Here is a 21020-nt window from a genome sequence, read left to right as displayed (position 1 = left end):
AAACTTGTTCCTCATCACCAGCAATCTGGCTCCTGCCGTGTGGCTGCGGGCGGGACTTTGTGGGAGCAGCGGTTCTGCCGCGAAAGGGGGATGTCTTGCAACTGCCACCGCGGTCGAACGACCTCTCCCTCGGCAGGTGAGACACTTGCTACCGTCCGGGCGCCGAAATCTCTACACTGGTCTGATCATTATTTGATCGGGGCGTTCCATGACAGAACCCATGACCCAGGAGACGGTCAGCCCACGTGCCTGGCCGCTGCTTCCCCTGCTGTTCTTTCTGGCTGTGTTTCTTGGCAGCGGTTTGTATTACACCTCCCTGGGAAAAGATTTCGCTTTCTACCAGATCAAGGCACCGGTGGTGGCCATGGCCGCTATCGTGGTGTCCATGTTGATGGCGCGTTTCGCCGGGCAGCGAATCAATACCAGTGTGGATCGATTGTTGACGGGGATTGGCCACCCCAATCTGCTGCTCATGTGCCTGGTATTCCTGTTGGCAGGCGCTTTTGCCAGTGTCAGCGACAGCATTGGCAGTGTAGAGGCCACGGTGCAGTTGGGGCTGCGCATCATTCCTGCGGAGTGGGTATTGCCGGCCCTGTTTCTAATTTCGGCTTTTATCGCCACGGCCATGGGCACGTCCATGGGCACCATCGCAGCGACGGCACCCATTGCCGTGGGGTTTGCGACAGCCACAGGCTTGTCCATGCCGCTGGCGCTGGGAGCCGTGGTGGGTGGGGCCATGTTCGGTGACAACCTGTCGATGATTTCCGACACCACCATCGCGGCCACTCGCAGCCAGGGCGTCTCGCTGAAAGACAAGTTCCGGGTCAACGTCTGGATTGCCTTGCCAGCGGCGTTGCTCACGTTACTGGTGCTGGTGGTAGCGGGCGGTAGCGAGCATGCGGTGGAGCACAAGCCGTTCGAGTTTGTGCGTGTGGTGCCTTACCTGCTGGTGTTTGGGCTCGCCCTGTGTGGCCTGCATGTGTTGCCGGTTTTGATTACGGGCATTCTGGTAGCGGGCATCACCGGCATGGTGCTGCAGCCAGAGTACTCGCTCGCCACCATGAACGGAGCTATCTACAAGGGCTTTGAAGGCATGTTTGAGATCATGCTGCTGTCCATGTTGATTGGTGGTCTCTCGCAATTGATGACGGATCAGGGCGGAACCCGTTGGGTGATCGAGCGGATTCACGGGCTGACAAGATTACTGAAGTTGCCACTGCAAAAAGCAGGCGAAGTAGGCACTGCCCTGCTGGTGGTATTCGCCAATGTATTTGTGGCCAACAACACGGTGGCGATTGTGCTGACCGGTGAGATGGCAAAGGATATTGCCAACGACCATGATGTGGACCTGCGCCGCTCGGCCAGTCTGCTGGATATTTTTTCCTGCGTGGTACAGGGGCTGATTCCCTACGGGGCACAGGTATTGTTGGCGTGTTCCATTGCCCAGCTGTCGCCACTGGCCCTGATCGGGAGTATTTATTATTGCTGGCTGTTGGCGCTTGCCGGCATGGTAGCGATTTTCCTCAGCCGCCCCAGGCTGAAGGCGTCAGCCTGACACGGTAATCTTCCTACAGCGGTTGCTGTAACCGGCTTACAGGCGCGGGTCTCGGGTTCTGTCAGAGTGTGCGTTTTTCTGGCAGCGCCAGGGAGGCGCCATCATGTCCCTACTTTATCGGTTCAGCTACGGTCTGTTGATGTTGCTTGTTCAGTTGTCTCTGGCGGCGACTGCGGTGGCGGGCAAGGCTGATTTGCAACTGGCCAATCACTATCGGCCGGGGATTGAGCTGGAGGGCTATTGGGTCAGTGAAAAGCTGGATGGTGTTCGCGCGCGCTGGGATGGCCATGGTCTTTATACACGCGGGGGCTACCGGATTCATGCCCCTGACTGGTTTACCCGGGGATTCCCGTCCCAGCCGCTGGACGGAGAGCTGTGGATTGGACGAGGCCGCTTCGATGATGTGTCTGCGGCGGTACGACGGCTTGAACCGGACATGACTGAGTGGCGGCAGATCCGCTTCATGATATTTGATCTGCCAACCAGTGCGGCACCGTTCAGTGAGCGCATCACGCAGATGCAGGGACTGGTTGATGCCAGCCCCGCCTATACCCTGTTCATGATTGATCAGCAGCCAGCGAAGCATCATGACGACCTGATGCATCGGCTCGACAAGGTGATTGCCAAGGGCGGTGAGGGCCTGATGCTGCATCATGGCGACAGTTTGTATCACGATGGTCGCAGCCAGGCGTTGCTCAAGGTGAAAACCTGGCAGGATGCGGAAGCGCGGGTCGTGGCACATCGGGAGGGCAAGGGGAAGTATCAGGGCATGCTGGGTGCACTGGTGGTGGAGACACCGGATGGTCGCCGCTTCCGGCTGGGATCAGGATTCAGCGATGCAGAACGCGCGGCACCGCCGCCCATTGGCAGCCGGGTGACTTACAAATATTACGGATTAACCCGTACTGGCCTGCCGCGGTTTGCCAGTTTTATGCGCATGCGCCCAGACTTGCCGACACGTGAAACGGCGGCGGTAAAATGAGGATAGATGCGCTTGAGCGGGGCGCTGCTTTATTGCATGGTGAGATGTTGATGTCCGTTGAGGTAGATGAGTCACCATGCATGGAATTCCGGAGGGGTTGTGGAACCCCTGAAAGCGCCCCTCTCTTCCCTGTCCCTGGTGGCCGATAGTGATCAGGCTTTTACCTTGCGTGTCACCTTGGCACGGCTGGCCAAGCGTACTCTGGACGTGCAGTACTACATCTGGGATGACGATACGACCGGCAAGCTGCTGATCTACCGTGTGCTGGAAGCCGCGCGCCGTGGGGTAAAGGTGCGCATGTTGCTGGACCATGCCAACCAATTGGGCCGGGATGTGAAATGGGCTGCTTTGGATGCCCACCCCAATATTGAAGTGCGGTTGTTCAATCCGTTTCATGGCCGTTTCAAGCATTTTCACCAATGGCTTTATCACGCGCCGTTACTCAACCATCGCATGCACAACAAGGCCTGGATCGCCGATGGTGAACGTTGTCTGGTGGGTGGCCGCAATATTTCCGATCATTATTTTGGGGTGAACCCGGCCAGTAATTTTCGTGATCTGGACTGGTTTGCCTCTGGTCCCATTGTGGCTGACACGCAAGAAGCTTTTGACACCTATTGGCAGAGTGATCTGGCCATGCCGTTGAAAACCTTGCGGCGTTATCGTCCCGAACGTGCGGAACGGACTTGGCAATGGTTATCGCGATGGCGTCGTTCGTTAAAGCAGTACCCGTATATTTTTCCTCAGCATGAAAAATTCTTTGTCGATTATCTGGCAAAGCAGGAAGCGCAATGCGAACGCGCGCCTGCGGTATTACTGTTTGATAGTCCGGACAAGGCCTCCGGTGCCAAGCAATCGCTGATGGGTGATCAACTGGCACGGCTGCTGGATCATGAAGATCATCGCGAGTTTTTACTTGAAGCCAGTTATTTTATTCCGGGTGATGATTTTGTGGCGGCGCTGGCGCGCCTGAAACAGCGTGGAGGGCGAGCAGCGGTATTGACCAATAGCCTGGCCACCAATGATATTGTTCCAGCCCATGCGGGCTATGCGCCTTACCGTCGCCCCTTGATCAAGAGTGGCGTGGAGCTTCACGAGCTGCAGCCTCATGCTCATGCCATGAAACGACAAATCCGTTTGTTCCGTGGCCGCTCCCAGGCGAGCCTGCACACCAAGGCCATGGTGCTGGATCGTCGGGAAATTTTTATCGGCTCCTTCAACATGGACCCGCGGTCCCTGCATCTCAATACCGAAATGGGTTATTACGTTGTCTCAGAATCGTTGGGAAAACAGGTGGCGGAATTTATTGAGGAAGGTCTGTCACCCATCAACAGCTACCGCCTGGAAATGGAAGGCAATCAGCTGCGCTGGGGTGGTGTGGATGACGCGGGAATGCCGGTGCTGTTAAAGCATGAACCCAGAGCCAGAATCCTGCGGCGGTTGATGGCAGCCTTTCTTTCCCTGTTGCCGATCGCCCGTTTTTTTTGAGGATTGTCTGCTGCGAGCTACGCGTGATTGGATTAAGGACGGCCAAAAGCCCCCGAAGCCGGGTTTTGTGGGATGGACCGAATTTGCCCAGGCAAGCGGGCCTCCCACAAAAACGATCACATGCTACGAAGCTGCTGTAGCCGCGGCGTTTGCTATGCCCTAAGGATGCGGGCGAGAACCGTGCGCAGCATGGTTCGACGGAAGGGCGATCAGGGAATTTTGACAAGAGGATATGATGACACAACCGTTCTGTTTTCGTTTCCGGGTTCGCTATAACGAATGCGATGCCCAACAGGTGGTTTTCAATGCGCGTTATGGTGATTACGTGGATATTGCCATGACAGAATTTTTTCGTGCATTGGGCTGTGACTACAACAGCATTCTGGCGCAAGGCCTGGATAACCAGGTGGTCAAGTTGACCACGGAATGGCAATCGTCAGCGCGGTTTGATGATGTGCTGGAGGTGTTCGTGTCAGCGGTACATCTTGGCAATACCTCCTTCACACTGGAGGCAGATATCCGCCATGCGGATGAAGCAAGAGCGATCGCAACCTCGCAAGCCGTGTACGTGATGATGACCACGGAACCGTTCGAAAAAACCCCGGTGCCGGACTGGCTGCGTGAGAAGCTGCAGGCCGGGGCGCCGGGGGTGGTGATCGACCAGAGTGGTCGTCGTTAGCGGTTCATCATCTCAGAACAGGTAAAAGGCACCCGACCCGTTTCGGGTATTGGTGCTTTGGTCGCTGGTCATGTTACTGCCGTTGCCATCTTCGCTACGGGCACCCACCACCAGCAAGCTGCCATCTCCGGAAAGTGCGATAGTGGAGCCGAAAAGGTCACTCGGGTCATTGTTGGGGGCTTTCAGGTAGGCGGTTTGTTGCCACTGGCTCTGTTCACGCTTGAACAGATAAGCCGCGCCAGATCGGTAGTTGTCGTTATTGTTCGGGGCGGCTTCAAAGCCCTTGCCGTTGCTGGCCTCTCGGGGAGCGCCTACGGCGAGCAGATTACCATCGGCTGATAGGGACACACCTTGGCCAAAATAATCGCCGCCATCCATGTTGGAAGGCTTGATATAGGCCTGACGTTCCCAGTCGCTGCTGTATTGATAAATGTGGACTGCGCCGGCGTAGCTCGCGTTGACGACACAGCTGTCTGCGGCAGGGTTATTGATCTCGCTGATGACACATTTCTCGGCATGATCCGCGATGGCCAACGTATTGCCATCATCAGACAGGGCAAGGGCGGTGCCAAAATCGCCGGTGATGCCAACGGAGGGAGGTGTCAGTTTCTGCTGTTCGACCCAATTACCGGTTTGCAGGGCAAAGACATAGACCGAGGAGCTCACATTGGGGGCTTCGGCGGCGGCAAGACGGGTGCCATCCGCATTCAATGCGATGGAACGGCCTAGTTGGCGAACGTTGGTCTGGCCGATGATGATGTCTGCCTGGCTCCAGTCGCTATCGTTACGTTCGAACAGGTACACGGCGCCAGTAAGGTTGTCACCATAGCCCGGTGAGCCGACAGCCAGGACGTTGCCGTTGGCTCCCAGTGCAATGGATCTGCCAAAGTTGCCCCCTTTCCTGGGCGCGTCGGCCTTGATATAGGCTTGTTCTGACCAGCTGCCTCCGCTATCACGGCTGTACACGAATACAGCGCCGCTGTTGTCCAGGCAGTTCACGTCGTTTTCCGGGTCACCGTCATCGCAATGACTGTACGTCTGCAGCCCGTCGATGCCACTGGCGGCGCTGTGTTCACCGTAATGGCTGACGGCCAGAGTGTTGCCATCGTCAGAGAGGGTAAGCGCCAGACCATAGGCGCTGTTATTGCCGCTCATGGCATGGACGAGCTCAGCCTGTTGTTGCCACTGGCCATCACCCTCGTGACTGAACACCAGTACATCTGTGGCGGTATAGGCGGCCATGGTGGAGCCGTCCGCTGACAGCGTCATTTTGTAACCCAGCCCATCGCTTACCCAGGGCACTTCAGCTTTCAGGTAGCCGATGGCACCTGTCAGGTAGCTGGCCACAGAATAGGAGGGGGTATCGGAACACTGTGCCTCGTTGTCGCAAATTTGAAGGAGGTAACTGGCATTGACCAGGGTGTGCAGCGACACGTTCTCAAAGGTATAGGAAAGCAGGCCGGTTTCCGGGTCCGGTTCCAGGCTGTCGAGCAAGTTGGTGGCGGGCTCATAGCCGGATTGACCATCGATATTGAGCAGCAAACGGTAGCTCACTGCCCCCTCAATCGGTTCCCAGCTGAGTTGCAGGGATTTGCTGGCGGGTGACTCCAGCGTAAGCGGGCTTTGCGGTGAAGGTTCTTTTTCCCCTGCGGTGCCATCGCTGCTACCACCACTACCGCCGCCACCGCAGGCAGTCAGAAGTGTGGCGGAGAGAAGTAGAGACGAACGGAAGGTGTTGCCATGTGTCAGAAACATGCAGGATCCCCGAGCTGGGCAGGGGCTGTGTGTTCACTACGCATGGTCGGCGTCCCTGCCTGATTATTGTTTAACGTTCCCGGGGCAAACCTAGCCAAAAGAATTACAAAAATCTGCATATAGTGAATACCGGCTGGAGGATTTGTGACCCAGTACGCACGTTCAGGTTCGAGTTTTGAGGTGTGACATCATATTGATTTCATTGGGGTTGATGGAGTTGCTGGTTATGCGAACAGGAATAACAAAACGGAAAAAGGATTTTGTCCGTTTGCGTTCCTCTGGTGCCTGAGGCATGGCTGCCAGCAGATAGGGGAAAATGAAGGGGGGGGCAGGAACACCATGAGGGTGTTCCCGCAGTGAGGAGATCAGCCGCGCGCTATTTCCAGCACGACCTTGCCTTTGGCGGTGCGTGAGGTCAGCGCAGCAAGCGCCTGCTCATAGTCTTCAAAGGCAAACACCTGGCTGATGCGCGGCTTGATTTTGCCTTGGCCGAACAACTGAAACAGTTCCATGATGTTCTGGATGTTGGCCTGGGGTTCCTGCTGGGTGAAGGCTCCCCAGAACACGCCGACGATGGAGCAGCCCTTCAGCAGGGCCAGGTTGGCGGGGAGCTTGGGGATGTCACCGGCGGCGAAGCCGACGATCAGCAGGCGGCCGTTCCAGGCCATGTTGCGCAGGGCGGCTTCAGTGAACTTGTCGCCCACCGGGTCGTAGATCACGTCCACGCCTTTCGGATAGCGTTGCTTAAGGGCGTCCTTCAGGTCTTCTTCGGCATAGTTGATCAGGTCGTCGGCGCCGGCTTCTTTGGCTACGGCCAGTTTTTCTGCACTGCTGGCGGCGGCAATCACGGTGGCGCCCATGGCTTTGCCCAGTTCTACCGCCGCCAGGCCCACGCCGCCACTGGCACCCAGCACCAACAGGGTTTCCCCGGGCTGAATGTTGGCGCGTTGCTTGAGGGCGTGATAGCTGGTGCCGTAGACCATGGAGAAGGCGGCGGCGGTGTGGTCGTCCATGGCATCGGGTACCGGAATCAGGTTGCTTTCCGGGGCGAGGATTTCTTCAGCGAAGGCTCCGTAGCCGGTGAGGCCCATGACGCGTTGACCGGGTTGGTAGCGTTTCACTCCCTCACCCACGGCGACCACTTCCCCGGCCATTTCTCCGCCGGGGGAAAACGGCAGCTCCGGCTTGATCTGGTATTTGCCCTCGATGATCAGGGTGTCAGGGAAGTTAAGCCCTGCGGCTTTGACCTTGATCTTCACCTGCCCCTTGCCGGGCTCAGGGGACGCTACATCTTCGATCACCAGCTTGTCGGCCGGTCCCAGTTCCTTACACAAAATCGCACGCATGCATCGCTCTCCCGGAAATCGTTTTTATAGAAGAGGAACGCTAACGCTGATGGGGGGATTAGACAAATGCAGGGGGTCGATGGGCAGGGATAAGTGAGGCTAATGAGGAGCAAGTTACAAGTTTCAAGTTACAACGCGGATCAGCCCTGATGGTTTTGCAAGGCCATGCCCGCGTTCCCTAGTAATGGCGCGGGCACTAAAGTTCAGAACAGGAAAAGCGGGCTCGCGCCTTGTAACTTGAAACTTTCAACTTGTAACTGCTTTTCAGCCGTTCTTCTCAATATGCGCCAGCACATTGGCTAGGCGGTCGACGAGGATCTTGTTGATGCTCTTTTCCAGCACTCGTCCCAGCTCGTCACTGACCACGGCATCAGCCAGGGGGCGAATACGGGTGATGAAATCGGCCAGCTTGGGCACGTCTTCACCTTCCGGCAGGGCGTCGTCGCCGTACTTCTCGTCCACCAGGTGGTGGATGATCATGCCGATAAAGCGCTCGGCCAGCTTGTCCACTTCTTCGCGCACCAGGGTGACGTGGGTGAGTACGGCATCCAGGGGGACGCCCGCTTCACTCAGTTCCTTGCCGGCGTTGTAGACGCGCGGGTAGGGGATGCGCAGTCGCATGCCTTCAGGGATGATGTAGCCCAGCTTGACCGCCTTGGTCATCACTTCAGGGGTGATGTCCTCACCGAAATCGTCCAGCAGGTTCTGGTAATCCAGGTAGGACGGGACCACCGGGTTTTGCCAGTTGGTCACGGCCACTTCCAGGCCAAGAATATCGTTGAGCTCGCGGCCCTGTTCCCAGGCGATGAGCAAGTCACGGATATTGTTGAGGGTGTAACCGCGCTCCAGCAGGGCGCCGATGATTTTCAGGCGGGCCAGGTGGACGTCGGTATAGATACCGGTGCGCCCGCGTTTCTCCGGCGACGGGAGAATGCCGCGATCCTGATAGGCGCGCACGTTTCGCACTGTCGAACTCCCCTCGCGGGCCAGTTCGTCAATGGTGTATTCCTTGTGATTGCCGGCTTCTGCCGGTGCTTCCTCTGCGTCGGCCTGGGTGTATTTCTTGAGGCTGCGCAGGATCGCTGCGGGGTTACGGTCACTGGTTTTCATGGCTGCGATGATAGCCCGGTTTTTGCACAGGCGCTAGAACAGAGCACACGGCATGCAATACGCATCACGCAACAGCACGGGCAAGCGAGGCGGATGACTTCATCCCCCGGTCGCGCCCGTGTTGTTCGATCTCTTCTACGGCGTGATTTCCACCTGGGCCAGATTACGGGCAAGGGTGGGGGAGAGACGTCCCAGCCACTGCATGCCGATGGCTTCCGGGCTGACCGGTACAACGGCCTGGTTGTTTTCTACTGCGCGAACAATGGCCTGGGCCACCCGGTCTGGGGTGAAGGCGCGGCGCTGGTAGAACTTTTGCGCGTTTTCACGACGACGGCTCTGCTCTTCGTCATCCACGCCCACGAAGCGGGTGTTGCCGGCGATGGGGGTGTTGATGATGCCCGGGCAGATGGCGCTGACGCCGATCCGGTATTCTGCCAGTTCCGCGCGCAGACACTCACTGAGCATGAGAACGGCGCTCTTGCTGGTGGCGTAGGCGGGCAGGATGCGTGATGGCATGAAGGCGGCGGCGGAAGCCACGTTAACAATGTGGCCGGCCTTGCCCTGATCAATCATCTGGCGGGCAAACAGTCGGCTGCCATGGATGACACCCCAGAGGTTAACGCCCAGTACCTGTTGCCAGTCTTTCACGCTGGTATCCAGCAAGCCACCGGACAAGCCGATGCCGGCATTGTTGATGACGATATCCAGTGCGCCGAATTCTTTTTCCACGTAGCCGGCCAGTGTCTCCATGGAGCGGGTGTTGCTCACGTCACACTTGCGGCTGAGCGCGTTGCCGCCTTCAGCCGTAATGATGCTGGCGGTGGCGGCTGCAGCGTCGGCATTGATGTCGGTGCACAGCACGGTAGCGCCGCGTCGGCCAAAGGCGAGGGCGGTTTCACGGCCGATGCCGGAACCGGCACCGGTGACCAGCACAACCTTGCCGGCATCAGTTCCCTGTAGTGAGTTGGCGCTAACTTTTGCCCGTTTCAGGGGGGCGCTGGCTGGAGCACCTTCAATGTGTTGAATGAATTCACGCACCCAGCGGGCAGTCACATCCGGGTATTGTTGCAGCGGGCCCCAGTGCCCGGTATCCAGTTCGCGACGCCAGAGCTGATCAGTCCACTTTGGCAGGTCTTCCAACATGTTTGGGCGTACATAGTTGTCCTCCCGTGCCACGATCAGTTGCACCGGCACCTTGGTATAGCGCTCGCGGGGCTTGAGCAGGCAGGGCAGCATGTTGGCGCGATACAGCTCAATGCCGTGGACACCATCCTTGAGCTGGCTTGGGCTGGGCTCGATATCGAGATTTTCCGTGCGTTTGAGTACGCCGGGCCAGGCTTTGGCCAAACCCGCTTTCCACAGGGTGGGGGCAAGCACGGGTAGCTGGAAGGCGCCGATGTACCAGGAATGCGACAGCTGGTTCAGTACCGCGGCCGGATTCTGTTTCAGGTTCGCCTTCATCCACTGGCCGACATGGTCGAGACAGGGACCTGACAAGGTGGTGTAGGAGGCGATCCGTTGCTCTGCGCCGGGATCGGTCACTGACTCCCAGGTCTGGATCGAGCCCCAGTCGTGGGCCACCAGGTGCACTTTTTCGTCCGGGCAGACCGCATCCATGACGGCGTGGAGATCATCGCGCAGTTCGCGCAGCTTGTACGCTGCACGACCTTTGGGAACAGAAGAATTGCCGGCACCGCGCACGTCATAGGCAACGACCTTGAAGTCCTGGCTGAGACGTTCGGCGACTTTCTCCCAGACATGGTTGGCGTCCGGATAACCGTGTACCAGCACCACGGTCGGGCTGCGGTCTTCGCTCCAGGTCCGTACTGCCAGGTCCACACCGTCGCGGGTTACCTTGCTGTCACGCCATTGCACCATGTCGGGCCTCTTTGTTTTTCTACTGTTGTGTCAGGGTGGCTGTGTCGACGCCCAGTGCATCGGCGGCTTCATTGAGCCAGCGGGGGCCGAGGTCATCCACAATCAAAAACTCACTGCCGGCCACTGTGTGACCTGCTTCGCTCAGGCTGAACTGCCATTGCCACAGGCCGGGGATCAGAGCGCCTTCACCAATGCGGTTCCCTTCCGGCAAGTTGCCGGTAATGGGAGCCAGCCGGTAGTGCTGGCGAATCGCCGGAAACTGTTGCGCCAGCTGCTGTGGGGTTTCTCCCCTTGCCAGGGCGGTGGGCAAGGCCTCGCGCCAGGTGTTCAGCTGCAGGTTGAGTGTGGCCAGTTGAGGAAGCTCTGTGGGTCCACTCAGGCTTGCCTTGGCGGCATAGCCATTCAGGACGGCATCGCACTGGAGTATATAGCTCATGCCGGGGCGATACCGGTGCCTTCCGGGTCTGTTCAGGCCAAAGCGACGCCGGGCCGGGCGGCCGGAAAAGCGCACTCTTGGCGGGCGGGCAGGATCGAACACCTGATGGGCGCGCAGCCAGTCCCGAATCAGGTGCTGACAATCGGCCTCGGTCATGCCCGGCTGCAGGGCCGCGGCAATGATCTGCAAACACTTCTCGGCGAGGCCTTTTGCCTCAAGGTACGGAGCCAGCGCCTGCTGGTCCGGGGTCCAGAATGCGGTCATGACGCCTCCGGGTTGTTTTTAGAGTGGTTCGATAATTACATTGAGTAATGTAACAGTCAATGGCTTCGGAGGTATAAGCTGCAAGCCTGAAGCTACAACGCGAAGATCGGCTGGAAGGTGGCTCAGACTGTGGAGTTCCGCGACCAGGGAGTTAGTTGAAAGTTTAAAGTTCAAAGTTTAAACGCGAGTGGGGGTTATCAGGTTTTGCTGTCCTGTGTCCGCGTTCCCCGGTAATGGCGCGGGCACAGAATTTCAGAACCCAAAACCCTGGTGCGCGCCTTTTCAACTTTGAACTTTAAACTTTCAACTCAAAAAAAGGGCCGGCACACAGTGCCGGCCCAAGAATCACCGTAGAAAAGGGAGAGCTAGGTGATTTGGAACGCTTATGCAGCGTCGCGGAGAATGTCGCCCAGCAGGGCTTCAAAGTTCTCCAGCTGTTCACGGTTATCGTGGTCCCAGGGGTGGAAGCCGGGCTTGAACCAGTCGAACCAGGGTTTGGTAATGTTCAAGAAAATGCCTTTGCGACCCCAGGTGTGTTTGGCCACGGCGCGCCAGCCTTTCAAGTCGAACAGCCCACCCTTGATACGCACATTGTGCAGGTAGAAGGGGATCATCAGGGCAAAGAAGATGCCGGTGGCGGCAACCAAGGTGCTGGTGCGCAGGGCATAAGCACCAATATTGCGGTCGCTGCCAATGACGGTGGTGTAAACGTCGAAGGCCACCGCCTTGTGTTCGGTTTCTTCCAGGGCGTGCCAGTTCCAGATGGCCTTGTAACCTTCGTCAGAGCCTTCCATGATTTCGGGCAGATCCAGCAGGCCCCCGCCCAGGATGGCAGTCAGATGCTCCAGGGCGACGGTCGCTGCCAGCTGGAAGGCATCCGGGGTATAGTCCTGTACGGCCTTGAGCAGTTTGGCGACGGCAGCTTCCTGGGCGTGCAGTGGCACGCCAGCCTCGGCGACGAAGTTGTTGTACTCTTCGTGCTCGCGGCCGTGCATGGCTTCCTGGCCGATAAAGGCGGTCACCGCTTTTTGCAGGTCCGGGTCGGTGATCTGATCACGGTATTTGCGTACGCTGTCGATAAAGAAGCGTTCACCCACCGGGAAAAACAGGCTCATGGTGTTCAGGAACTGGCTGACATTCAGGCCATCCTTGTGCCATGTGAGGGCCTTGGCCGGGTTCAGGTTGAACTTCAGATTACGACGAATAGGTAAGATGGATACGTTCATAATTGCGTACCTCCAAAACTGTTACATCATTCGATGATACAATGGCCGTGATCTGCTTCAAGGATTTTCTTCTTTCAGGACTGACATAAATGACGATATCTCCCCGCGAAACTGCAAACCGCTTGCTGGATGGTCTGGTGGATTACCTGTTGGCCCGACTGGAGCCTGCGCAGATGCAGGGTTTTATTGAGGCAGAGCTGGATTTTGTACTGGGCAAGGCGGCGGGTTACACCCTTAACGACTGGGTAACGCCAGAGCAGATTCAGCAGACCGCACGCAAATATGCCAGCGAAATGGACATCAGCGGTGCGATTCCGGAGCTGGTGGGCGACATGGTGGAAGAGTTCTACCAACAGGCCATGGACAGTGATCGGCTGGTCGCGGATGTGGTGGATGAAGATGTGATCATGGCGTTGCTGGACAAGGTGCTGGAGATCCCCTTGTCCCGTCAGAGCATGGCCTGGCTGGGGCGCAATCCGGTGCTGTTGGCCTTGTTGGCGGGTGGTGCGCAAATGGGGATCAAGACGCTGTTACATCAGGGAATGCCTGCTGCCCTGCGGGATCAGTTGAGCAGGCGGCTGCCGGAGCGCTGGGTGAACAGCCTGGATACCCGGATGCAGGACTGGTTGCTGCGGCGTACCGAGCAGTTGTTGAGTGACCCCTGGCTGTATCGCGATGAGAACCTGGATGAGCTGCGGGAGCTGGTGCTGGTGGGCTGGCAGGATTTTTCCCAGCGGCCGGTGGCGGAGCTGCGCGAGTTGCTCAGCAGTGAAGATATCCAGGAACTGTTCGTGATTGGTTTTGAATACTGGCGTGAGCTGCGCCACACCGATTATTTCAATGGTTTGCTGGATTCCGGTGTGAAGGCCTTCTTCGACAAGTACGGCGAGATGGGTTTGGTGGAATTGCTTGAAGAGTTGGGTGTTACGCGCACCCTGATGCTCGATGATGCCCGCCGCTTTGCGCCACCGATCATCGAGAAACTGCGCCAGGAAGGGCTGCTGGAAGAGTGGCTTCGTCGCCATCTTGGAGGGTTCTTTGAGGCGGAGGAGACGCTCCAGCTTTTGAGTGAACAGTGAATAGTTAACAGTGAACAGCGCGCGGCAAAAGTGCGCAGGGCTTTTGAACGCAAGAGGCCGCGCCCAGACAATGGGCGCGGCCTCTTTGCTTTCAGTAACAGCAGGCGTTGAACGCGCCGCTGTTCACTATTCACTGTTAATTGTTAACTGTCTATCGCCCTTCTATACGCCTGCGTATGCAACAACTCCACCAGCTCTTCTTCCGGCAGCGGTTTGCTGATCAGGAAGCCCTGGATAGTGTCGCAGGACATGCCGCGCAGGATGCTGAGGTGTTCTTCGGTTTCCACCCCTTCGGCCACCACGTTCATCTGCAGGCTGTGGGCCATGTCGATAATGGCGCGGGTGATGGCGGCGTCGTCCGGGTTCTTGTCCAGGTCCATGATGAAGGAGCGATCGATCTTCAGGGTGTCTACCGGGAAGCGTTTCAGGTAGCTCAGTGACGAATAGCCGGTACCGAAATCGTCCAGGGCCAGTTCGATGCCACGCTTGCGCAGCTGCTGGAGCATTTCGATGTTTTGCTCCATGTCTTCCATGATCAGGCTTTCGGTGAGTTCCAGTTCCAGCAATTGCGGCGGCAGCTCGGTGCTGGAGAGTACCCGGTCAACGATGTCGGCCACGTTGCCCTTGCGGAACTGGTGGGCGGACAGGTTAACGGACACGGTGATGTCACCAAGGCCTTGCTTGTACCACTTGTGGGCATGGCGGCAAGAGCGTTCCAGCACCAGTTCGCCGATGGCGGAAATCAGGCCGGTTTCTTCTGCCAGCGGGATGAATTCGGAGGGTGGGATCAGACCCATGGTCGGGTGCTGCCAGCGTACCAGCGCTTCTACCGAAGTGATGCGGTTATTGGCCAGCTCCATCTTGGGCTGGTAGTGGACCACGAACTCGTTCTTGAAGATGGCCTTGCGCAGGCTGGTCTCCAGAGCAAGCTGTTCCACGGAAGCCACGCGCATGTTGCCACGGTAGAACTGGAAGTTGTTACCGCCACTGCGCTTGGCCTGGTACACCGCCATGTCAGACTGGTTGATCATGCTCTGCGCTTCCTTGGCGGTATCCGGGAAGATGCTGATGCCGATACTGGCGCCGAGCAGCAGTTCATGGCCATCAATCAGGAAGGGCTTCTTCATGGCATTGATAATCTTCTGGCACAGCTGGCTGACGGTGGCCTCGTTGCTGTATTTCTCGACCAGCAGGGTAAATTCGTCGCCGCCGACTCGGGCCAGATGTTCTTCTTCGCCTGCGAAATGGCTGAGCCGCTCTGCGGCGGCTTTCAGCAAGCGGTCACCGATCTCATGGCCAAGGGACTCATTGATGGGCTTGAAGCGGTCCAGATCGATCATCAACAGGGCCACTTTTTCCCGGTTCAGGCGCGCCAGGGTCAGCGACTTGTGCAGGTGTTCGCGGAACTGGGAGCGGTTGGCCAGGCCGGTGAGGCGGTCGTAGTTGGACAGGAACTGCAGTTGCTGTTCGGTTTCCTTGCGGCTGGTCAGATCGGTGATCATGCCTACATAGCGGATGACCCGTTTCTGCTCATCGCGCACGGCGCTCACTTGTAGCCATTCCGGGAACGATTCGCCGTTACGGCGTTTCTCGTTGATTTCCCCTTCCCAGAAGCCGCTTTCATTCAGCGCATTGGTGATTTCCACATAGGTATCACGATTGGGCTGGGTGTCATCGTGATCCAGTACCTGTTTGCCGAGCACGACGGATTCGGAATAGCCGGTGATCTGTTCGAAGCGGGCGTTGACGGCAAGGAAGCGGAATTTGTGGTCGAGAATGAAGATGCCCTCGGGGGCATTTTCGAACACGGTAGCGGCCAGGCGCTGCTGCTCCTGTGCCTGGCGGTCTTCGGTGATATCCCGACGGGTGCCGATCATGCGAGTCGCGCGGCCCTTGTCTGACCAGCGCACCACGCGGCCGTCATCCTCGATCCAGCGCCATTCACCGTCCGCATGACGGAGACGATAAACGGCGTGGTAGCGGTCACTCTCGCCCTTGAAATGGGAGACCATGGCGCGGCGGACGCGGGTCAGATCATCCGGGTGTACCAGGGTTTCCAGATCGCCGAAAAAGTTCTTGAAGTAGGCGCTGTCGTAACCGAGCAGGCGGTCGAAATTGGTGTGGTAATTGCGGCCGGTATCCAGCATCCAGTCCCACAGGCCGATATTGCTGGCTTCCAGGGCCAGCTCCAGCCGTTCGCTGGTGGCGCCCAATGCCTGGTTGGTCTCTTCCAGTGCCTGGGTGCGCTCCTTGACCATGATTTCCAGGCGCTCGTTGGTTTCCTGCAGCCGTTGCCGGGCTTCCTTGCGCTCGTAGATTTCCTGGGCCAGTTTTTCGTTCAGGGATTCCGCATCGCTGCGCGCCCGGTTGAGATAATCGATCAGTGAGCGGTTGCTGGCCTGCAGCATCATGGCCTGGTGGCCAGTGTTGTGGATGCGGCGAGCGGCCAGCAGGAAGAACAGACCCAGCACCAGCATCAACACCAGCAAGGATAGCTCGCTTTCGGTCTGGGTCTGGGACAGCCTCACCATGGTGGGGCCCAGCAGCATGGCAAGGTACAGGAAGACGGTGGGGAAATGGCTGCTGTAAGCGGCCAACGCCAGAGTGCTCAGCCCCAGCCCCATACAGGCAACCAGCAACTGGACGCTGAGCAGGTCGGGGCGGAATAACAGATCCAGCGGGTTGAACAGATAGCCTGCCATGCCGATCAGCAGCGGTGTACACAGAGCCATCGCTGAGAGGGCGGCACGGCAGTTGGCGTTAATCTCGTCATTGATGAGCTTGCGGCGAGCCATCAACAGTAGCGGTATCCGAGCCAGCTGAACCACGCTGAACAGCGCCAGCCAACCCAGCAACAGGGCGCGGGAAATCGGGGTATGCCAGTAAAAACCGACAAGCACCGCCACACTGGCGGATTCGAGAATAAAAAGCACGATGATCCCGCTGAACAGTAGTTGGCACTGCTCAGTGAGGATGCCCTTGAATGGGGCGGCCGCGCGGTTGTTCGGAGACTGCAAAGACACCTTGATTATTATCCTCTGGCCTTGTGGCCGAGTGTTTTTGTTTCTCAGTGTACCCACAGGGGAGGGGGAGGGGAACAGCCTTTATCGGACAGGATCACGAAGACAGGAAGCTGTGGTGTGATTCCACCTCTCCCGCGGCTCACATTCTGCTAAACTGCCGCGCCATGGATGACGTGACTTCCCTTATTGATGGTTTGAACTCGGCCCAGCGCGATGCGGTAGCGGCCGATGATCAGCATTTGCTGGTGCTGGCGGGGGCCGGCTCGGGCAAGACCCGGGTGCTGGTGCACCGTATCGCCTGGCAGATCGCCACCGAGCAGGCCTCGCCGTTCGGCATTCTGGCGGTGACCTTTACCAACAAGGCAGCGGCCGAAATGCGCGGGCGCATCGAGCAGCTGCTGGATATGTCTGCCGATGGCATGTGGGTGGGTACCTTCCACAGTATCGCCCACCGCCTGCTGCGCTCCCATTGGCAGGAGGCAGGGCTGCCCCAGGGCTTCGAGATTATTGATGCGGATGACCAACAGCGGTTGATCAAGCGAGTGATCAAGGAGCTGGGGCTGGACGAGCAGCGCTGGCCGGCCCGCCAGGCCACCTGGTTCATTAACAGCCAGAAAGACGAAGGCCTGCGCGCCAAGCACATGGACGCCAACGGGGATCTGTTTGCCCAGACCATGCAGAAGATCTACTACGGTTATGAAGAGGCCTGCGAACGCGGCGGCCTGGTGGACTTCAACGAGATGCTGCTGCGGGTACTGGAGCTGTTCCGCGACAACGATAGCCTGCGCGGCCATTACCAGCGCCGTTTCCGCCATATTCTTGTGGACGAATTCCAGGACACCAACAGCATCCAGTACGCCTGGCTGCGGTTGCTGGCCTATGAAGACAATGCGGTCACCATTGTTGGCGATGATGACCAGTCTATCTATGGCTGGCGTGGTGCCAAGATCGAGAACATTCACAAGTTCAGCCGTGACTTCCCGGATACCCGTACCATACGTCTGGAGCAAAATTACCGCTCCACCGGCACCATTCTCCGGGCTGCCAATGCGGTGATCGATAACAACAGCGACCGTCTCGGCAAGGAGCTGTGGACCGACGGGGGCGATGGGGACCCGATTCGTCTTTACACCGGCTTCAATGAGGTGGATGAGGCGCGCTTTATTGCTGGCCGGGTGGACAAGCTGTTCCAGGAAGGCACCGCCCGCCGTGAGATGGCGGTGTTGTATCGCTCCAATGCCCAGTCCCGCGTGTTGGAAGAAGCCTTTCTGCAGGCGGGGATACCCTATCGAATCTATGGTGGCCAGCGCTTCTTCGAGCGCCTGGAGATCAAGAACGCGCTGGCCTACCTGCGCCTGATCAGTCATCGCCATGCGGATGCCGCCTTCGAGAGGGTGGTGAATACGCCCACCCGCGGCATCGGCAACAAGACTCTGGAAACCCTGCGGGAGATTGCCCGGACCCGTGGCTGCTCCCTGTGGGATGCCGGTCAGGCCATTGTGGGTGAGCAGCTGCTTACTGCGCGGGCAGTTAACGCGTTGGCGGTGTTCCTGAATCTGGTGGACCAGCTGGCCCAGCAGACGGAAGGTCTGACTCTGGGCGAAACCACAGAGCATGTGGTGGAGGCTAGTGGCCTGGTGGCCTTCCACGGCAAGGAAAAAGGCGAGAAGGGACAGCAGCGGCTGGAGAACCTGCGCGAACTGGTGGCGGCCACTCGGGAGTTTGGAGAAGAAGACGAAGATTCTGAAATCGACTCACTCACCGCTTTCCTCGACCATGCGGCACTGGAGTCTGGTGAAGGCCAGGCCGAAGCCCATGAAGATGCGGTGCAGATGATGACGTTGCACTCTGCCAAGGGGCTGGAGTTTCCGGTGGTGTTTATCTGTGGCATGGAAGAGGGGTTGTTCCCTCACCAGATGTCCAGTGAGGAGCCAGGCCGGCTGGCTGAAGAGCGGCGTCTTTGTTACGTGGGCCTGACCCGTGCCATGCGCGAGTTGTATCTGACCCACGCGGAAAGTCGCCGCCTTTACGGTAACGAGAACTACAACCCGCCGAGCCGTTTCCTGCGTGAAATTCCCGCGGATGCCATGGAAGAGATTCGCGCCCGCGCCGGTTTCAGCCGTCCTATGGGAGGGGCTGTGCAGCCGATTCGGGAAACCGAGTCGAACGGTGTTGTGCTGGGCGCGCGGGTGCTGCACCCGAAATTTGGCGAAGGCACCGTGCTGCACTTTGAGGGGCAAGGCCCCAATGCGCGGTTGCAGATCAATTTTGATGGTGCCGGCACTAAATGGCTGGTCAGCCAGTACGCGCGTCTGGAAGTGATTTGATTTACCACAGAGGTCACAGAGTTCACGGAGAAAGTGTTGTCGTGCAAATTCTGGGCTTTCAGGGTGATGAATACGTGTCTGCCGCCGGCAAGGCATAACGTGAATGAATTAACCACAAGGGTCAGAGAGGGAAGGGCTTTCCTCGGTGAATTCTGTGACCTTTGTGGTAAAAAACAATGATTTGGAGGACGAACCTTGGACCGTCGTAAATTCGTTTCTGCCCTGGGGTTGGGGCTGGGTGGTCTGGCGCTGGCTGGCTGTGAACAGAAAGACTGTCCGCCGGTTGAGGGGCAGGCTGCAGGTGCTGAGACAGAAAAGAAGAAACCGCAGCCGCAAACCTACGAATGGAAGATGGTCACCACCTGGCCGAAGAACTACCCGGGTTTGGGAGCCGGTGCCAACCGCTTCGCCAAGCGGGTGGAAGAAATGTCCGCCGGACGGATCAAGATCAAGGTGTACGGGGCCAAGGAGCTGGTGCCGGCGTTTGAAGTGTTCGACGCAGTGCGTCAAGGCAGTGCGGAAATGGGCCACGGTGCGGCCTATTACTGGAAGGGCAAACACCCGGCTACCCCGTTCTTTACCGCAGTGCCTTTCGGGCTGACGGCACAGGAAATGAACGGCTGGCTGCATCATGGTGGTGGTCAGGAGCTGTGGGACGAGCTCTATGCCCAGTTCAATCTCAAGCCGTTTGCCTGCGGTAACACGGGCACCCAGATGGCGGGCTGGTTCAACAAGGAAATCAACAGCATCGAAGACATGAAAGGTCTGAAGATGCGCATGCCTGGCCTGGCCGGCGAAGTGTTGGCCAAGGTGGGCGCGACCCCGGTACAGCTGCCGGGCTCGGAAGTGTTCACTTCTCTGCAGACCGGTGCCATCGACGCGGCCGACTGGGTTGGCCCCTACAACGATCTGACTTTTGGTCTGCACCGGGTGGCCGAGTACTACTATTACCCGGGCTGGCAGGAGCCAGGTCCGACCCTGGAGCTGACTATCAACAAGCAGGTGTGGGACAGCCTGCCGGCGGATCTGCAGGCCATCATCCGCTATGCGGCCCAGTCCGAAAACCAGGACATGCTTGACGAGTACACCGCCCGCAACAACGCCGCACTCAACGAGCTGGTGAACAAACATGGCACCAAGCTGCGCCGTTTGCCTGACGATGTGCTCAAGGCATTGAAAGACGCCAGTGATGAAGTGGTTGAAGCGCTGGTGGCAGACAACAAGGACGCCCGCAAGGTGTACGACTCCTACCGCAAGTTCCGCGATGAGTCCGTGCAGACCATGGGTGTGGCCGAGCAGCCCTACATGAATATCCGCAGCGAGCTGGAAGGCTGATAGCTACGCAGGCGAGGTAAGGGTTGGTAAGGGTTACAGACGCGAGTGACGAGTCTCGAGTTGCGAAAACCACCGTCTTGATGGGGCGGTGTTCAGATTTTCGAAACTCGCTTCTCGACACTCGAAACTGATTTAGAAGCTAGTCCTGCGGGACGATGCGTGTGCGCCCGGTGTCATCGATGGCCACAAAGGTGAAGTGCCCTTCTGTCACCTTGGACAGGGTGCCGGTATCTTCGCGAATCCACACTTCCACCAGAATCTGCATGGAGCTGCGGCCGATGTCCTGCAGCTGGGTGTAGCAGCTCACCACAGCACCGATCGGTACTGGACGCAGGAAGGCCATGGAATCAATCGCCACTGTGGCGACGCGGCCACGGGCTTTCTTGCGGGCGGTGACGGCACCGGCCAGATCCATCTGTGACACCAGCCAGCCACCGAAGATATCGCCGTTCCAGTTGGAGTCCTGGGGCATGGCGATGGTCTGAATGGCCAGCGTGCCGATAGGTTGCGGGGTGTCGTCGGTATGATCAGTCATTT

15 protein-coding genes are annotated in these 21020 nt (G+C 58.2%); 7 read left to right on the top strand and 8 right to left on the bottom strand.

Annotated features, from left to right (window positions below):
- The first annotated feature begins 208 nt into the window (after positions 1-208).
- The 4 genes from Y5S_RS17470 (at position 209) to Y5S_RS17455 (ending at position 4704) form a co-directional block, all read left to right on the top strand.
- The gene (locus tag Y5S_RS17470; protein WP_081939817.1) at positions 209-1555 is read left to right on the top strand and encodes a Na+/H+ antiporter NhaC family protein; all 1347 of its coding nucleotides are present in this window, start codon (positions 209-211) and stop codon (positions 1553-1555) included.
- Positions 1556-1658: 103 nt separating this feature from the next.
- Entirely contained in the window at positions 1659-2537 is an 879-nt protein-coding gene (locus Y5S_RS17465; protein ID WP_035234917.1) for a DNA ligase, read from the top strand.
- A gap of 99 nt (positions 2538-2636) precedes the next feature.
- A complete protein-coding gene (locus tag Y5S_RS17460; RefSeq protein ID WP_035234915.1) occupies positions 2637-4025 on the top strand; it encodes a phospholipase D family protein in 1389 nt (462 codons plus the stop codon).
- A gap of 235 nt (positions 4026-4260) precedes the next feature.
- Positions 4261-4704: an acyl-CoA thioesterase gene (locus Y5S_RS17455; protein WP_035234913.1), complete on the top strand. Its 444-nt coding sequence runs from the start codon at positions 4261-4263 to the stop codon at positions 4702-4704.
- 12 nt (positions 4705-4716) lie between these two features.
- On the opposite strand, the gene Y5S_RS17450 is transcribed toward Y5S_RS17455, so the two are convergent.
- From Y5S_RS17450 to Y5S_RS17425, 6 genes are all read right to left on the bottom strand, one after another.
- Complete coding sequence (locus Y5S_RS17450) at positions 4717-6459, bottom strand: FG-GAP repeat protein (protein WP_035234911.1); 1743 nt, start codon at positions 6457-6459, stop codon at positions 4717-4719.
- 365 nt (positions 6460-6824) lie between these two features.
- Positions 6825-7805, bottom strand: a complete 981-nt coding sequence (locus Y5S_RS17445) for an NADPH:quinone oxidoreductase family protein (protein ID WP_035234910.1) — start codon at positions 7803-7805, stop codon at positions 6825-6827.
- 264 nt (positions 7806-8069) lie between these two features.
- Positions 8070-8915, bottom strand: coding sequence for a MerR family transcriptional regulator (locus tag Y5S_RS17440; protein ID WP_035234908.1), 846 nt, complete (start codon positions 8913-8915; stop codon positions 8070-8072).
- Positions 8916-9050: 135 nt separating this feature from the next.
- Entirely contained in the window at positions 9051-10793 is a 1743-nt protein-coding gene (locus tag Y5S_RS17435) for an SDR family oxidoreductase (RefSeq protein ID WP_035234907.1), read from the bottom strand.
- A gap of 19 nt (positions 10794-10812) precedes the next feature.
- Positions 10813-11493 carry a M24 family metallopeptidase gene (locus tag Y5S_RS17430; protein ID WP_035234906.1) on the bottom strand — a complete coding sequence of 227 codons (681 nt, stop codon included), beginning with the start codon at positions 11491-11493 and terminating at the stop codon, positions 10813-10815.
- A 383-nt stretch (positions 11494-11876) separates the two neighbouring features.
- Positions 11877-12719 carry a metal-dependent hydrolase gene (locus tag Y5S_RS17425; protein ID WP_035234904.1) on the bottom strand — a complete coding sequence of 281 codons (843 nt, stop codon included), beginning with the start codon at positions 12717-12719 and terminating at the stop codon, positions 11877-11879.
- 89 nt (positions 12720-12808) lie between these two features.
- On the opposite strand from Y5S_RS17425, the gene Y5S_RS17420 reads away from it, so the two are divergent.
- Positions 12809-13798, top strand: a complete 990-nt coding sequence (locus tag Y5S_RS17420; protein ID WP_035234901.1) for a hypothetical protein — start codon at positions 12809-12811, stop codon at positions 13796-13798.
- Positions 13799-13941: 143 nt separating this feature from the next.
- Here the strand turns inward: Y5S_RS17420 and Y5S_RS17415 are convergent, their stop codons facing one another.
- Positions 13942-16821, bottom strand: a complete 2880-nt coding sequence (locus Y5S_RS17415; protein ID WP_035234900.1) for a GGDEF domain-containing phosphodiesterase — start codon at positions 16819-16821, stop codon at positions 13942-13944.
- A gap of 164 nt (positions 16822-16985) precedes the next feature.
- Between Y5S_RS17415 and uvrD the strand changes: the two genes are divergently transcribed.
- Entirely contained in the window at positions 16986-19148 is a 2163-nt protein-coding gene (gene uvrD, locus Y5S_RS17410) for a DNA helicase II (protein WP_035234899.1), read from the top strand.
- A gap of 195 nt (positions 19149-19343) precedes the next feature.
- Complete coding sequence (locus Y5S_RS17405; RefSeq protein ID WP_035234897.1) at positions 19344-20483, top strand: TRAP transporter substrate-binding protein; 1140 nt, start codon at positions 19344-19346, stop codon at positions 20481-20483.
- A 139-nt stretch (positions 20484-20622) separates the two neighbouring features.
- On the opposite strand, the gene Y5S_RS17400 is transcribed toward Y5S_RS17405, so the two are convergent.
- The gene (locus Y5S_RS17400) at positions 20623-21018 is read right to left on the bottom strand and encodes an acyl-CoA thioesterase (RefSeq protein ID WP_035234895.1); all 396 of its coding nucleotides are present in this window, start codon (positions 21016-21018) and stop codon (positions 20623-20625) included.
- Positions 21019-21020: the final 2 nt, after the last annotated feature.

Source organism: Alcanivorax nanhaiticus, from assembly GCF_000756665.1.
Classification (GTDB): Bacteria; Pseudomonadota; Gammaproteobacteria; order Pseudomonadales; family Alcanivoracaceae; genus Alcanivorax; species Alcanivorax nanhaiticus.
This window is presented reverse-complemented; position numbering and strand designations above follow the sequence as displayed.

What these genes read in the sequence shown, in the direction of transcription:
- Y5S_RS17470 (WP_081939817.1), top strand. Translation starts at nt 209, where the DNA reads ATGACAGAACCCATGACCCAGGAGACGGTCAGCCCACGTGCCTGGCCG.
- Y5S_RS17465 (WP_035234917.1), top strand. Translation starts at nt 1,659, where the DNA reads ATGTCCCTACTTTATCGGTTCAGCTACGGTCTGTTGATGTTGCTTGTT.
- Y5S_RS17455 (WP_035234913.1), top strand. Translation starts at nt 4,261, where the DNA reads ATGACACAACCGTTCTGTTTTCGTTTCCGGGTTCGCTATAACGAATGC.
- Y5S_RS17450 (WP_035234911.1), bottom strand. Translation starts at nt 6,459, where the DNA reads ATGTTTCTGACACATGGCAACACCTTCCGTTCGTCTCTACTTCTCTCC.
- Y5S_RS17445 (WP_035234910.1), bottom strand. Translation starts at nt 7,805, where the DNA reads ATGCGTGCGATTTTGTGTAAGGAACTGGGACCGGCCGACAAGCTGGTG.
- Y5S_RS17440 (WP_035234908.1), bottom strand. Translation starts at nt 8,915, where the DNA reads ATGAAAACCAGTGACCGTAACCCCGCAGCGATCCTGCGCAGCCTCAAG.
- Y5S_RS17435 (WP_035234907.1), bottom strand. Translation starts at nt 10,793, where the DNA reads ATGGTGCAATGGCGTGACAGCAAGGTAACCCGCGACGGTGTGGACCTG.
- Y5S_RS17430 (WP_035234906.1), bottom strand. Translation starts at nt 11,493, where the DNA reads ATGACCGCATTCTGGACCCCGGACCAGCAGGCGCTGGCTCCGTACCTT.
- Y5S_RS17425 (WP_035234904.1), bottom strand. Translation starts at nt 12,719, where the DNA reads ATGAACGTATCCATCTTACCTATTCGTCGTAATCTGAAGTTCAACCTG.
- Y5S_RS17420 (WP_035234901.1), top strand. Translation starts at nt 12,809, where the DNA reads ATGACGATATCTCCCCGCGAAACTGCAAACCGCTTGCTGGATGGTCTG.
- uvrD (WP_035234899.1), top strand. Translation starts at nt 16,986, where the DNA reads ATGGATGACGTGACTTCCCTTATTGATGGTTTGAACTCGGCCCAGCGC.
- Y5S_RS17400 (WP_035234895.1), bottom strand. Translation starts at nt 21,018, where the DNA reads ATGACTGATCATACCGACGACACCCCGCAACCTATCGGCACGCTGGCC.